Origin of the sequence: Streptomyces sp. NPDC050418 (assembly GCF_044458745.1) — a bacterium.
Classification (GTDB): Bacteria; Actinomycetota; Actinomycetes; order Streptomycetales; family Streptomycetaceae; genus Streptomyces.
The window spans coordinates 151341-165639 of sequence record NZ_JBITIG010000011.1 but is presented as its reverse complement, the minus strand read 5'-3'; the positions used below and the strand labels follow the sequence as shown (position 1 = coordinate 165639).

At 70.6% G+C, this 14299-nt stretch carries 12 protein-coding genes; 4 read left to right on the top strand and 8 right to left on the bottom strand.

What is annotated here, in order from left to right; all coding sequences use genetic code 11:
• Nucleotides 1-22 precede the first annotated feature (22 nt).
• The 6 genes from ACIBI4_RS26390 to leuA form a co-directional block, all read right to left on the bottom strand.
• Nucleotides 23-1255, bottom strand: coding sequence for an exo-alpha-sialidase (locus ACIBI4_RS26390; RefSeq protein ID WP_399206527.1), 1233 nt, complete (start codon nucleotides 1253-1255; stop codon nucleotides 23-25).
• Nucleotides 1256-1365: 110 nt separating this feature from the next.
• The gene (locus ACIBI4_RS26385) at nucleotides 1366-2034 is read right to left on the bottom strand and encodes a response regulator (protein ID WP_399206526.1); all 669 of its coding nucleotides are present in this window, start codon (nucleotides 2032-2034) and stop codon (nucleotides 1366-1368) included.
• Complete coding sequence (locus tag ACIBI4_RS26380; protein ID WP_399206525.1) at nucleotides 2031-3434, bottom strand: sensor histidine kinase; 1404 nt, start codon at nucleotides 3432-3434, stop codon at nucleotides 2031-2033. The genes ACIBI4_RS26385 and ACIBI4_RS26380 overlap by 4 nt, the downstream gene beginning before the upstream one ends.
• A gap of 26 nt (nucleotides 3435-3460) precedes the next feature.
• Nucleotides 3461-5557: an MMPL family transporter gene (locus ACIBI4_RS26375; protein WP_399206524.1), complete on the bottom strand. Its 2097-nt coding sequence runs from the start codon at nucleotides 5555-5557 to the stop codon at nucleotides 3461-3463.
• Between the two features lie 135 nt (nucleotides 5558-5692).
• Nucleotides 5693-6454 (bottom strand): TerB family tellurite resistance protein, encoded by a 762-nt coding sequence (locus ACIBI4_RS26370; protein ID WP_399206648.1) that lies wholly within the window; start codon nucleotides 6452-6454, stop codon nucleotides 5693-5695.
• A 141-nt stretch (nucleotides 6455-6595) separates the two neighbouring features.
• Nucleotides 6596-8356, bottom strand: a complete 1761-nt coding sequence (gene leuA, locus ACIBI4_RS26365) for a 2-isopropylmalate synthase (protein WP_399206523.1) — start codon at nucleotides 8354-8356, stop codon at nucleotides 6596-6598.
• Nucleotides 8357-8696: 340 nt separating this feature from the next.
• Between leuA and ACIBI4_RS26360 the strand changes: the two genes are divergently transcribed.
• Nucleotides 8697-9770, top strand: a complete 1074-nt coding sequence (locus ACIBI4_RS26360; RefSeq protein WP_399206522.1) for a M4 family metallopeptidase — start codon at nucleotides 8697-8699, stop codon at nucleotides 9768-9770.
• A 54-nt stretch (nucleotides 9771-9824) separates the two neighbouring features.
• The gene (locus tag ACIBI4_RS26355) at nucleotides 9825-10091 is read left to right on the top strand and encodes a protealysin inhibitor emfourin (RefSeq protein ID WP_399206521.1); all 267 of its coding nucleotides are present in this window, start codon (nucleotides 9825-9827) and stop codon (nucleotides 10089-10091) included.
• Between the two features lie 46 nt (nucleotides 10092-10137).
• Here the strand turns inward: ACIBI4_RS26355 and ACIBI4_RS26350 are convergent, their stop codons facing one another.
• Nucleotides 10138-10992 (bottom strand): NAD-dependent epimerase/dehydratase family protein, encoded by an 855-nt coding sequence (locus ACIBI4_RS26350; protein ID WP_399206520.1) that lies wholly within the window; start codon nucleotides 10990-10992, stop codon nucleotides 10138-10140.
• A gap of 139 nt (nucleotides 10993-11131) precedes the next feature.
• Between ACIBI4_RS26350 and ACIBI4_RS26345 the strand changes: the two genes are divergently transcribed.
• The gene (locus ACIBI4_RS26345; RefSeq protein WP_399206519.1) at nucleotides 11132-11971 is read left to right on the top strand and encodes a helix-turn-helix transcriptional regulator; all 840 of its coding nucleotides are present in this window, start codon (nucleotides 11132-11134) and stop codon (nucleotides 11969-11971) included.
• 108 nt (nucleotides 11972-12079) lie between these two features.
• On the opposite strand, the gene era is transcribed toward ACIBI4_RS26345, so the two are convergent.
• The gene (gene era / locus ACIBI4_RS26340) at nucleotides 12080-13030 is read right to left on the bottom strand and encodes a GTPase Era (protein WP_399206518.1); all 951 of its coding nucleotides are present in this window, start codon (nucleotides 13028-13030) and stop codon (nucleotides 12080-12082) included.
• A 204-nt stretch (nucleotides 13031-13234) separates the two neighbouring features.
• Between era and ACIBI4_RS26335 the strand changes: the two genes are divergently transcribed.
• Nucleotides 13235-14290, top strand: a complete 1056-nt coding sequence (locus ACIBI4_RS26335; RefSeq protein ID WP_399206517.1) for a PhoH family protein — start codon at nucleotides 13235-13237, stop codon at nucleotides 14288-14290.
• Nucleotides 14291-14299 lie beyond the last annotated feature (9 nt).

The following is a 14299-nucleotide window of genomic DNA, read 5'->3' as shown; positions in this document are numbered from 1 at the left end:
AGGGCTCGGGTACGGGCCGCCGCTACGGAGCGATCACGTCCGTCGGGATCCGCCGGAACGTGATCGTCTCGTACGTTCCGCTCACCCCCGTCTCGTACAGCAGACCCACCGTCCGGCGGTCGGTCTGGACGAGGTCGGAGTAGGCGGCCTTGTCCTGGGACAGGGTGAGGACCTTGGTGAAGGTGGCGCCGTGGTCCTTGCTCGCCCAGACGGCCATGGACTGGCGCGCGGTCGGGACGGACGGTCCGGAGAACACCAACGGCGCGCGCTTGCCCGCGAGTTGGAGCACGCTCGCCTGCACCACGGGGACCTCGTTCAGCGTGGGCTGGACGGTGTAGGGCCGCTGCAGCGTCTCGCCGCCGTCGCTCGAGAGGGCGTCGACGCGGTTGCCGGGAGCCGTGCCGTTGTGCTCGCGGGCGTTGAAGTAGAGGCTGCCGTCGGGGAGTTCGGCGGCGGTGGACTCGTTGGAGTTGGTCACGCCGTCGTACGAGGCGTCGACGAACCCGATCTTCCAGGTGCGTCCGCCGTCGCCGCTGTAGAGCGAGTGCGCCCCGTAGTACTTGGCCTCCGCCCCGGTGTCGGGCGATCCGGCGGGCGGTGCGACGGAGTGGTTCGCGGGGACGACGAGACGTCCCGCGTGCGGGCCCTTCGTGAGGGCGACGGCGTGCCCGGGCCCGGTCGCGTACCAGCGCCAGTCCGTGTGCTTGGTGGCGGCGGTGATGTCGCGCGGCGCGCTGAAACTGCGGCCGTCGTCACGGCTCGTCTGTACGAAGACCCGCCGGCTCTGCTCGGGCGTGGCCTCGCCGCGCATGATCTGCGCCTCGGTGACCTCGCCGCTGTTGTACGAGGTGAGCAGCACGATCCTGCCGGTGCGCGGGTCGATCACGGGCGCCGGGTTGCCGCGGGTGTCGCCGCCGCCGGAGGCGACCACGCTCAACGGCCCCCAGGTACAGCCGCCGTCGCGGGAACGCTTGACGACCACGTCGATGCTGCCGGTGTCCCCGGCGCCGCCGACGCGGCCCTCGGCGAAGGCGAGCAGGGTGCCGGCGCGTGTCTTGGTGACGGCCGGGATGCGGTAGGTGTCGTAGCCGCCCTCGCCCGAGGTGTACGGGACGGAGCTCGTGCAGGAGGCGGTGGCGGCGGCCGACGCGGGGGCGGCGGGCAGCAGTGCGGCCAGGGCCGCGGCGGCCGCGGCGGCCACCAGGAGAGGTCTCCTGCGCTTGTGCGGGGAGGTGTGCGGTATCAGCGAGGTCATCGTGCTCCTCCGTACTGAACGTAGGACGTAGGACGTTCGATGTTTCGCGTGAACGTAGTCCGCCTTCAGGGGTACGGCAATACCTCGCGCGCCGCTGCCTCCGCGGGCTGTCAGGCCGCGCTGTCCCCGGGCGCGACGAGCCCCGACTCGTAGGCGCAGATGACGAGTTGGGCCCGGTCGCGCGCGCCGAGCTTGCCCATGATCCGGCTGACGTGGGTCTTCGCGGTGAGCGGGCTGAGCCCCAACGCCTCGGCGATCTCCGTGTTGTTGAGGCCGCGCGCGACCAGCGTGAGGACTTCGCGCTCGCGGTCGGAGAGACCGTCCGGGCCGCCGGTGCGCGGGGTCGCGGGCGCGCGCAGGGCGCGGGCGATGAGGCGGGCGGTGGGGCCCGGCGACAGGAGGGACTCGCCCGCGGCCACCGTGCGGATGGCGTCGAGGAGTTCGGCCGGTTTCGTGTCCTTCACGAGGAATCCGGAGGCGCCCGCGCGCAGCGCCTCGACGACATGCTCGTCGGTGTCGTACGTGGTCAGGACGAGGACCTTGACGCCGGCCAGGTCGTCGTCGCCGGCGATCAGCCGGGTCGCCTCGATGCCGTCGAGGTCGGGCATCCGGATGTCCATGACCACCAGGTCCGCCCGTTCGCTGCGGGCCAGTTCGAAGGCCTCGCGGCCCGTGCCCGCCTGGCCGACGACCTCCATGTCCGCCGCCGACTCGACGAGCATCGCGAACGCCGCGCGCACGAGGCGCTGGTCGTCCGCGAGCAGGACTCGGATGGTCATGCCGTGTTCCTCTCCACTGCGTGCTCCGAGGCCGTGCCTCGCTCTGCCGACGTGCCTCGCTCTGCCGACGTGCCTCGCTCTGCGGACGTACCGCGCTCCGGGGGCATGCCGCGCTCCCCCGAGCCCGAGGTGCGCAGCGGCAGCACCGCCCGCACCGCGAAACCGCGCCCCGCGCGCGGGGCCGCGTCCAGGGTGCCGCCGACGCTGCGGACCCGTTCGCGCATGCCGACCAGACCGTAGCCGGACGGTCCGTGGGGCGCGGGCGCGACCCCTTCGGGACCGTCGTCCTCCACGGTCAGCCGCAGCCCCCAGTCACCCTCGGGCTGCACGCTCACCGCGATCCGTACGCCCTGCCCGGCATGCCGTACGGCATTGGTCAGGGCTTCCTGCGCGATGCGGTACACGGCCGCACCGACCGGGGCCGGCACGCCGTCGATGCCTACGTCCAGGGTCACCCGCGCACCTGCCGTACGCGCCGAGGCGACCAGATCCGCGAGCCCGTCGATGCCGGGCAACGGCTCGCGTCCGTCCGGGAGTTCGGCGTCCCGCAGGACTTCGAGGGTGGAGCGCAGCTCGCCGCGGGCCGTGCGGCAGGTCTCCGAGATGTCGTCGAGCGCCTTGGCCACGGCCGCCCGGTCGAGCCGGTCGGGTGAGACGGTCAGGACGTGGGAGGCGACCGAGGTCTGCACGCCGATCAGGGTGATCGAGTGCGCGAGGAGGTCGTGCAGATCGCGGGCGATGCGCAGGCGTTCCTCGGCGACCCTGCGGCCGGCCTCCTCCTCCCGCGTGCGTTCGGCCCGTTCGGCGCGTTCGACGATGGAGGCCACGTACCGCCGGTAGATGCGCACGTCGAAGCCGAGGAACAGCGAGGCGAACACCCAGCCCACGGTCCGCAGGAACTCCATCGCCTCGTGCGGGCTGATCCCCCACATCACGGTGAGGATGACGCCGAGCAGCCCGATCCCGACGACGAGGGTGCGGACGGGACGGCTGGTGGCGCCGACGGTGTAGAGCGCGATGTAGGTCTGCGCGGACGGCGCCGAGTGGGCGAAGTCCTGGCCGTGGTACGGCAGGATCAGGGCGACCATGGCGAGCAGGCACAGCACCGAGTGGTGCCGGCGCCACAGCAGCGGCACCGTGGAGGCCAGCAGCAGGACCCAGCCGAAGGCGTCGGGCCGGTGGCCGGAGTCGAGCTCCTGGCCGCTGCTCGTCGCCGGGGCGGTGACGAGGGCGAGGACCACGGAGTGGACGAGGCAGAAGAGGACGAGCAGCAGATCCTTGCGCAGTTGGTGCGGTGCCTCGCGCGGATCGCGGTTGATGACGGCCAGGACGCGTTCGCCGAGCCGCAGGGGCCGGGCGTCGCCGCCCGGCCCCCGGCGATGGACGGTGTCTGCGGTCACCTGTCCATCCTGCGGTATGCGCTCCCTCACGGTGCCCCTGCGGTGACCAGTTGCCCGTTCTGCTCCGGTTCGGCCGGCGCCTTCTTCGACAGCGGCCCCGGCCACCACACCTTCCGCCCCAGCGCCATGCTCGCCGAGGTCACCAGGTAAGTCCGTACGAGGAACGTGTCGAGCAGGACGCCGACCGCGATCACGAAGCCCATCTCGACGAGTTGCACGAGCGGCATGTTCATCAGGACCCCGAAGGTCGCGGCGAGGACCAGGCCCGCGGAGGCGATCACGGCTCCGGTGGTGCGCAGCGCGGTGAGCGCGGCCTCCGGGGTGTCCATGCCCTTGAGCGCTTCCTCGCGCATCCGGTGCATCAGGAAGATCCCGTAGTCGACGCCGAGGGCGACGAGGAACACGAAGGAGATCAGCGGCAGTCCGGGATCGGAGCCCTCGAACCCGAAGACGGACTCGAAGACCAGACCGCCGATGCCGAGCGAGGCACCCCACACCGCGACCACGGCGGCGATGAGCAGCAGCGGTGCGACGAGGGAACGCAGGAGCACGATCAGGATCAGCAGGACGGAGACGAGCACGATCGGGACGACGACGCCGGTGTCGCGTGAGCTGGTGTCGGCGAGGTCGAGCTGCTGCGCGCTGGGCCCGCCGACGAGGCTGGTGTCGAGCGTGTCCCGCAGCTTCTCGATGGTGGCGGTCTCCCCGGCGGACTGCGGCGGCGCGTCGGCGATCACGGAGATCTCCGTCCACTCGTCGCCGCTGCGGCCCTGCTGTGCCCCTTGGACCCCGTCAACTGCCGTGATCTGCTTGAGGATCCGCCCTGCCTCGCCGACCGGCGCGAGGACCGCGATCGGCTGCGTGGAGCGCTCGGGGAACGCGTCGGCGAGCGTCGTCATGGCCTGCACGGCCTCGGGCGTCTTGGTGAAGGAGTCCTCCTGCTTGACGTTCCCCGAGAGGTTGAACGCGCCGAGCGCGAGGGAGCCGAGGACCACGGCGGACGTGATGAGGACGGCGATCGGCCGGCGCTGCACCGAGGCGCCCATCGCACCGAACAGCGAACGGCGCTGCTTGGGCTGCGAACCGTAGGCCGGGATCAGCGGCCAGAACACCCGGCGCCCGAAGAGGACGAGCAGGGCGGGCAGCAGCGTGATCATCGCGACCAGGGCGCACAGGACGCCGACGGCGGCCGTCGGGCCCATGCCGCTGCTGGAGTTGAGGTCGGCGGCGAGCAGACAGAGCATGCCCGCGGCGACCGTCCCGGAGGAGGCGAGGATCGCCGGGCCGCAGCCGCGCAGCGCGGTGAGCATGGCGTCCAACGGCTTTTCCTGGCGCCGTAGTTCCTCGCGGTAGCGGGCGATGAGCAACAGCGCGTAGTCCGTTCCCGCGCCGAACACCAGGACCGTCATGATGCCGGTGGACTGCCCGCTCACGGTGATGTCGAAGGCCTGGTGCAGGCCGTACGTCACGGCGAGCGACAGGGCGTCCGCGATACCGGCGACGACCAGCGGCACGAGCCACAGCAGCGGGCTGCGGTAGATCAGGATCAGCAGGATCGCGACGACGGCGACGGTCGTGTAGAGAAGCGGCCCGTCGAGCGCGTTGTACACCTCGCTCGCGTCGGTCGCGAGCGCGCCGGACCCGCCGACGTCGACGCTCAGCGGTCCGTCGTCCTCGGCGACGTCCCGCACCTCGTTGACGAACGCGTCCCTGAGCTTCTCGTCCACGCCCGGCTCGTTGCTCGCCACCGGGTAGAAGAGCGTGTCCCCGCCCTTCGCCGGTACGGGCTCGGGGGGCGCCACCAGCTTGTGCTGCGCGGCGATCTCGTCGATCTGCGCCTGCGCGGTCGCCTTGTCCGCGGCGGTCAGTCCGCCGTCACGGTGGTAGACGACCACGAGTTCGGTGGACTCACCACCCGGCAGCTGCTCCTGGAGCTTGGCGACCTGCGTGGAGTCCGCACTGGCCGGCAGATAGTCGACCGCCCGGTCCTGCTGCACATCTCCGGTCTTGCCCGCGAACGGCACGACGATTGCGAGCAGAACCACCCACAACCCGAGCACCACCCACGGAATCCCCCGCCGCTTCCCCTGCCTGCTCGCCCTCATACCGGGCGCCTCCCTCATCCGAAGTCCGCGTCCCCTTCAGGGTTCCGTCCGGAGGGTGGGGGTGCGTCGGGCGTAGGGGCGAGGTGGGGCGTACTGCTGGGGGTGGTGTCGGGGTGGGATTACTCCCGGGGGAGTAGTCATCTCAGCCCAAATTCAGGACGGTGTACGCGCGGAGACCAGCAGCCGCTCAACGTCCTCCGCGCCCATGGTCAGCGCAGCCCCCACGGTCGAAAGAACCTCCCGCTCCGCAGGCGTATACGGCCCATCGGCCAAAGCGATCCGCGCCGCCTGCAGCAGGATCGACTCCCGCCCGGCGCAGGCCAGATGCGGCGCCAACGGATCGAGCGCCTCGTGCAGCTCGATCGCGAGCGTGACCCCCGAGGGATCGCACGGCCCGCCCGGCAACCGCCCCGTATCCTCCGCCAGCGCCGCGACCAGCGTCGTCAGCTGATCCTCCGTGCAGTCGGAGAACCCGGCCGAGCGCACGGCCCCGACGGCTCGCGACAGCACCGTGCGCGAGGACGTACCTCCCGCGGCCAGCACCGCGAGCGCCACCGTGTGCACCGCGTCCCGCAGCATCGCGGACAGTTTGAGCGTGGTCGGGTGATCGAGGACATCCGGCGCGAAGTGCTCACGGCACGAGGCGCATTCGACGACAGGCCCCGCGGATCCCCGCGGCAGCAGCGGCACTCCGAGCAGCGTGAACCGCCGACGGCCGGTCCTGCGCCGGTAGTTGCGGTCACCGCCGCAGCCGGGGCAGAAGAACTCCCCGTCGCCGACGGTGCTCCATGCGGTACGGACACCGCAGACGCGCCCCAGAACGCCGGGGTTTCGACCAAATCGTCCACTGGTCCGCACGCCACACCTCCGTAACGCTTCGGCAACGCTGCCGTGTTGGCGTGATGTTAGCCACATCAGTGATGCGTCGTCAGCACCCTGGACAGGACATTGGCCAAGACCGATCACTTCCGAACACGGCCGACGCACCCCGAAAGCACACCGCCCCGCCCGCGAAACCGCGGACGGGGCGTGTGGGAGCCGAGGGGCTCTCGGGCGTCAGCGCGAGGCGCGGTTCACCGCGGACACGACGGCCTTCAGCGAGGCACGTGTGGTGTTGGCGTCGATGCCGATGCCCCACAGGACCTTGTCGCCGATCGCGCACTCGATGTACGAGGCGGCCTGCGCGGAGGCGCCCTCGCTCATCGTGTGCTCCTGGTAGTCCAGCAGGCGGGCGTCGATGCCGATGCCCTGCAGCGCGTGGAAGAACGCGGAGATCGGACCGTTGCCGGTACCGGCCAGCGTGGTCTCCGTGCCGTCCACCTCGGCCTCGACGGTCAGCGTGTCGATGCCGTCGCGGTCGGTCGTGGACTGTCCGTTGCGCACCTGGATCCGGCCCCACGGGTTCTGCGGGTTCGGCAGGTACTCGTCCTGGAACGTGGCCCAGATGTCGGCCGGCGTGACCTCGCCGCCCTCGGCGTCGGTCTTGGCCTGAATCAGCTTCGAGAACTCGATCTGCATCCGGCGCGGCAGGTCCAGCTTGTGGTCGTTCTTCAGGACGTACGCGATCCCGCCCTTGCCGGACTGCGAGTTGACCCGGATGACGGCCTCGTAGGAGCGGCCGACGTCCTTCGGGTCGATCGGCAGATACGGGACGGCCCACTCGATGTCGTCGACGGTGACGCCGCGCGCGGCCGCGTCGGCCTCCATGGCGTCGAAGCCCTTCTTGATGGCGTCCTGGTGGGAGCCGGAGAAGGACGTGTAGACCAGGTCGCCCACGTACGGGTGGCGCGGGTGGACCTCCATCTGGTTGCAGTACTCCCACGTGCGACGGATCTCGTCGATGTCGGAGAAGTCGATCTCGGGGTCGACGCCCTGCGAGAACAGGTTCATGCCCAGCGTCACCAGGTCGACGTTGCCGGTGCGCTCGCCCTGCCCGAACAGACAGCCCTCGATGCGGTCGGCGCCGGCCATCAGGGCCAGCTCGGCGGCGGCGACGGCCGTACCGCGGTCGTTGTGCGGGTGCACGGACAGGCAGACGTGCTCGCGGCGGGTCAGGTTGCGGCCCATCCACTCGAAGCGGTCCGCGTGCGTGGAGGGGGTCGAACGCTCAACGGTGGCGGGCAGGTTGAGGATGATCTCGCGGCCCGGACCCGGCTGCCATACGTCGCATACGGCTTCGCAGACCTCCAGGGCGAAGTCCAGCTCGGTGTCCGTGAAGATCTCGGGGCTGTACTGGTAGCCGAAGGTGGTGCGCTCGTCGAGGATCTTCTCGGCGTACTCCATCACCAGGCGCGTGCCGTCCACGGCGATCTGCTTGATGTCGTCCTTGGAGCCGCGGAAGACGACCCGGCGGAAGACGGGCGCGGTCGCGTTGTACAGGTGCAGGGTCGCGCGCTTGGCGCCCTTCAGGGATTCGACGGTCCGCTCGATCAGGTCCTCGCGGGCCTGGGTCAGGACGGAGATCGTGACGTCGTCCGGGATCGCGCCCGGCTCCTCGATGATCGACCGTACGAAGTCGAAGTCGGTCTGGCCGGAGGCCGGGAAGCCGACCTCGATCTCCTTGTAACCCATCTTGACCAGCTGGTCGAACATCCGGCGCTTGCGCTCGGGCGACATCGGGTCGATCAGCGCCTGGTTGCCGTCGCGCAGATCCGTGGAGAGCCAGCGGGGCGCCTTGGTGACGCGCTGCGAGGGCCAGGTGCGGTCCGGGATGTCGACCTGGTCGTACTTCCCGTACTTGTGGACCGGCATGCCGGACGGCTGCTGGCTGTGCGTCGCGTTGGTGATGGGCGTCTCGGCGCCGGCGAATGCAGTCATGATGCGTAGGGCTCCTCATTGGTCCGCTCTGGGGCGGCCGACGGGTCGTAGCGCAACACCAAACTCCGCGGGGAGGGGGTCGGCCTACGTCTTACTGGCCCTCGCCGCGGCAGCTAAGGAGAAGCAGCCCGAAACGCATGATGCGGAGCAGACTAGCCGAGGCCGACGCCGGACGCGGGACCGTTTCAGTATGCGGGACCGGCCGGAGGTATCGGACGAGAGGTGACGAACACCTCGAAATCCAGTGTTCGCCCAGATCTTCCCCCGATCTCGCGTATCCCGTTCACCAATCATGGTTGCGAGGGGTGACAGGTCGGTGACGCAGTGCCACTGTGCCGCCATGACCGCCAATCGCGCGGGCTACGAGCCCGTCTTCTGCACGATCGTGCCGCCCCATATCCTCGACCGCCTCGCCAGGTCGGGGGATCCGCGGCTGTCCGCCGCCGCCCGCAGGACCCTCACCGCGGACGCCGCGCAGCGCACCGCGCGCCGCCTGACCACGGTCGCCGGCACCCCGACCGCGGCCCCGGTGCCCGCGCCCTCGCCGGACAAGCCCCAGCGCACGATCTACGACGCGAAGCGCAAGGAGGAGCTGCCCGGCAGGAAGGTGCGCGGCGAGGGCGAGAAGCCCGGCAAGGACGCCACCGTCAACCGCGCGTACGCGGGGCTCGGCGCGACCTTCGAGCTGCTCCTGAAGGCGTTCTCGCGCAACTCCATCGACGGCGCCGGCCTCCCTCTGAATGCCACCGTCCATTACGGCGAGGACTACGGGAACGCGTTCTGGAACGGCGAGCAGATGGTGTTCGGCGACGGGGACGGCGAGATCTTCCTGGACTTCACCATCCCCGTCGACGTCATCGGTCATGAACTGGCGCACGGCGTCACGCAGTACACGGCGAACTTCTCGTACTACGACCAGCCGGGCGCCCTCAACGAGTCCGTCTCGGACGTGTTCGGCTCGCTCATCAAGCAGTTCACGCTCGGTCAGAGCGCCGACCAGGCGGACTGGCTGATCGGCGCGGGCCTGCTCGCGCCGCGCGTCACGGGCAAGGCGCTGCGCTCCATGAAGGAGCCCGGCTCGGCCTATGACGACGACGTGCTCGGCAAGGACCCGCAGCCCGCCACGATGGAGGGCTATGTGCGCACCGGCAGCGACAACGGCGGCGTGCACATCAACTCCGGCATCCCCAACCACGCGTTCTACCTGGTCGCGGAGGCCCTCGGCGGCTACGCGTGGGAGCGGGCCGGACAGATCTGGTACGACACGCTCACCGCGGGCGAGCTGGGAATCACCGCGGACTTCGAGGCCTTCGCGCAGGCCACGGTGGCGGCCGCGGCCTCCCGGTACGGCGAGGGCGAGGAGCACCAGGCCGTGGTGAAGGCCTGGTCGCAGGTCGGCGTCCCGTCGGCCTGATGTGAGGTGCGGGGCGGGTACCGCACCGGCCCGCCCCGTACTAGACAGGAAGCCATGCGTATCCAAGTCCGGCGCACCGGAGGATTCGGCGGTCTCGAGCACCACCGCGAGGTGGACACGTCGGGGCGGCCCGATGCGGCCGAGTGGCATGCCCTCGCCGACGAGGCGGCCGCGCACGGCCGCGGCACTCCCCCGGTCGGCGTCCCCGACGGTTTCTCGTACCAGATCACCATCGACGGGCGGACCGTGTACTGCGCGGATCCGCGGCTGACGGAGACCCAGCGCAGGCTGATCTCACGGGTGCTGAAGGAAGGCGCCTGAAGCGCCCGGCACCTCTCGGGTGAGGTGCCGGGCGCTCGTGCTCGCCCTAGAGGGCCCCGGCGTCCTTCGCCGTCCATACGGACGGGAACAGCGGCCGGTAGCCCAGCTCGTGACGGATGCGGGCGGTGGACATGATCCCGGCCCACGCGTCCGTGAGCTCCTTGTCGTACGCCTCGGGCGGCACGGGGAGGCCGTTCAGCTGGAACAGGTCGACCGTGGTGACCGGGGCGTCGTCCGCGATGTTGTAGACACCCGAGGCGCCCGGTGTGTACAGCAGGCGCTGCAGGCCCTGGGCGACATCCGCGTGGTGGCCCATGTGCAGGCGCTGCAGCGCGTTCCAGTGCGGCACCCACTGCACCGCGTCCGACAGGTGCGGGTCCCCGTCGCCGTAGACGAACGGCAGTCGGCCGATCCGCAGGTCGTCCAGGCCCTCCAGCGCGCCGAGCGCCTTCTCGGCCTCCCACTTGGACTCGGGGTACGCGCCCCACATCGCCCCGCCCGGCGAGGTCTCGTCCTCCTCGACCAGCGCGCGGCCACGCCCCTGCCCGTAGACGAGACCGGTGCTGACCTGCACGAACCGCCGCACCCCCGAGGCCACAGCGGCCCGGCCCAGCTCGATCGCCGCGTCCCGGTTGACCGCCCGCGCCTCCTCGTCCGGCACCCCGCGGAACGCGGCGGCCACGTTCACGACCGCGTCCGCCCCGGCCGTCGCCTTGCCGAGCACCTCGGCGTCACGCAGATCCCCGACCACCACCTGGGCGCCGAGCTCCGCGAACCGCTCACCGCGTGCCGCGTCCCGGACCAGGACCCGCACCTCGTCACCCTGCGGAGCGCCCTGCAGCAGCCGCGGCACGAACCGCCGCCCGACCTGCCCCGTCGCTCCCGTCACCAAAGTCAGCATGGCCGCCTCCTCGTCGTACGACTGCCCTGTGCAGCCATGCGCCCAGCCTGCGGCGGGTGCGGGCCGGGCGGGAGAGACGCGGTTGTCCAGGGAGCGGCACTCCCTGGATACGGCGGCGGGCGCGAGGGATGCTGGAGCGGTGGACCGCATCGAACTCGCCGATTTCCTGCGCCGCTGCCGTACGCGCCTGAGCCCGCCCGATGTGGGCCTGGCCGCCGGGCCGCGGCGCCGTACGCCCGGGCTGCGGCGCGAGGAGGTGGCGCAGCTGGCCGGGATGTCCACGGACTACTACACGCGCCTGGAACAGCGCCGCGGCTCCCACCCGTCGCGGCAGATGCTCACCGCGCTGGCCCGGGCGCTGCGGCTGACGGACGCGGAGCGTGACCATCTGTTCCATCTGGCCGGCGAGGAGCCGCCGCGGCGCGGCCCGTCCTCCGGGCACGTACGGCCCGGTCTGCTCCTGATCCTCGACCGGCTGCACGATCTGCCGGCGATGGTGCTGGGCGACTGGGGCGAGGTGCTTGCGCAGAACAGCATGTCGGTGGCGCTGACCGGCGACTACCAGGGCCGCAACCTGGTCCGCAGCTGGTTCCTCGACCCGGACACACGGACGATCGCCCCGCCCGAGCACCGGGCGATGCACGCCCGGGCCCATGCGGCGGCGCTGCGGGCGGTGGCGGCGGCCCGTCCGGACGATCCGGGGCCGGCCGCGCTGGTGGCCGAACTGCGGGGCGCGTCAAGGGAGTTCGAGGAGTTGTGGGAGCGGCATGACGTCGTGGTCGAGCGTCCCTCGCCGAAGCGTTTCGTGCACCCTGTGGTCGGCGTCCTCGACCTCGACTGCGAGGTCCTCCTCGGCGACGGCCACGACCAGCAGCTCATCGTGCACTCGGCACGGCCGGGCACGCCGACGTACGAGCGGCTCGAGCTGCTGCGGGTGATCGGGCTGCAGGACCTGAGCCCGAGCGGACTCGGGTCCTGATCAGCCCGTCGGGTGCGGCGATCAGTCCCGCCGCTTGGCCTTCTTGGGCAGGGTGGCGACCGCTCGCCACACGCCGCGTACCGCATCGATCAGAAAGTCGAACACGTCTCAGAACCCCAGTCGTCGAAGCTGCTTCGGATCCCGCTGCCAGTCCTTGGCGACCTTGACGTGCAGGTCCAGGAAGACCGGCGTGCCAAGGAGCGCCTCGATCTGCTGACGGGACTTCACGCCGACGTCCTTCAGACGCTTGCCCTTGGGGCCGATGATGATGCCCTTCTGGCTGGAGCGTTCGATGTAGACGTTGGCGTGGATGTCGAGCAGCGGCTTGTCGGCCGGGCGGCCCTCGCGCGGCAGCATCTCCTCGACGACCACCGCGATGGAGTGCGGCAGCTCGTCGCGTACGCCTTCGAGCGCGGCCTCGCGGATCAGCTCCGCGACCATGACCTGCTCGGGCTCGTCGGTGAGGTCGCCCTCGGGGTAGAGCGGGGGGCTCTCGGGGAGCAGCGGGATCAGCAGGTCGGCGACGAGCTGGACCTGGGTGCCCTTGGTCGCGGAGACCGGGATGATCTGGGCCCACTCGATGCCGAGGTCCTTGCCGAGCTGGTCGATCGCGATGAGCTGCTCGGCGAGCGTCTTGGAGTCGACGAGGTCCGTCTTCGTGACGATCGCGATCTTCGGCGTCTTGCGGATCCCCGCGAGCTCCTTGGCGATGAAGCGGTCACCGGGACCGAGCTTCTCGTTCGCCGGGAGGCAGAAGCCGATGACGTCGACCTCGGCCCACGTGGTCCGTACGACGTCGTTGAGGCGCTCGCCGAGGAGGGTGCGCGGCTTGTGGAGGCCGGGGGTGTCCACCAGGATCAGCTGCGCGTCGTCGCGGTGGACGATGCCGCGGACCGTGTGGCGCGTGGTCTGCGGACGGTTCGAGGTGATGGCGACCTTCTGGCCCACGAGTGCGTTGGTCAGGGTGGACTTGCCCGCGTTGGGCCTGCCCACGAAGCAGGCGAAGCCCGCGCGGTGGTGTGCCTGCGGCTCGGGGGTGGGTGCGCTCATGGGGGCCATTCTCCCTGATGCTCGGCGGTGCGCTTGCCTTGGGCCGGGGTGCGACTCTGGTCCGGGTATCCCGCGCCCCTGGAGTGCGGGCTCCGCCCTGCTCAAAAAGCCCTCGGCGCGGTCCGCCCTGAGTCGTACCCTTGCAGTGCAAGGTCCGTCCACCTGGGCGGAGCCCCGTACGAGGAGGACGACCTCAGGCCACAGCGCCGGCCCATGACTCAGACACCCACAGCTCAGCCCTCCGCGCAGGGCCCCGCTCGAGCCCACTTCACCGTGCCTGCCAAGCACCCGATGGTGACGGTCCTCGGCTCCGGAGACTCCCTGCTGCGTGTGATCGAGAAGGCCTTCCCGGCGGCCGACATCCATGTCCGGGGCAATGAGATCAGCGCCGTGGGCGACCGCGAGGAAGTCGCGCTCGTCCAGCGCCTGTTCGACGAGATGATGCTGGTGCTCCGCACGGGCCAGCCGATGACGGAGGACGCAGTGGAACGCTCGATCGCCATGCTCAGGGCGAGCGAGAACGGGGAGGGCGCGGAGGAGACTCCGGCCGAGGTGCTCACGCAGAACATCCTGTCCTCGCGGGGCCGCACGATCCGGCCCAAGACGCTCAACCAGAAGCGCTATGTCGACGCGATCGACAAGCACACGATCGTGTTCGGTATCGGCCCCGCCGGTACGGGCAAGACCTATCTCGCCATGGCGAAGGCGGTGCAGGCCCTGCAGTCCAAGCAGGTCAACCGCATCATCCTGACCCGTCCGGCCGTCGAGGCCGGTGAGCGCCTCGGCTTCCTGCCGGGCACGCTCTACGAGAAGATCGACCCGTATCTGCGCCCGCTCTACGACGCGCTGCACGACATGCTCGACCCCGATTCGATTCCGCGGCTGATGGCGGCGGGGACGATCGAGGTGGCGCCGCTGGCGTACATGCGTGGCAGGACCTTGAATGACGCCTTCATCATCCTCGACGAGGCCCAGAACACCTCCCCCGAGCAGATGAAGATGTTCCTGACCCGCCTCGGCTTCGACTCGAAGATCGTCATCACCGGTGACGTCACCCAGGTCGACCTGCCGAGCGGCACGAAGAGCGGTCTGCGCCAGGTCCAGGAGATCCTGGAGGGCCTGGACGACGTCAACTTCTCCCGGCTCACGTCCCACGATGTCGTACGGCACAAGCTCGTCGGCCGTATCGTCGACGCCTACGAGAAGTACGACACCGAGCACGGCACGGAGAACGGCACCCACAAGGGCAGCCGTAACAAGCGGAAGTAGACCCCAGCG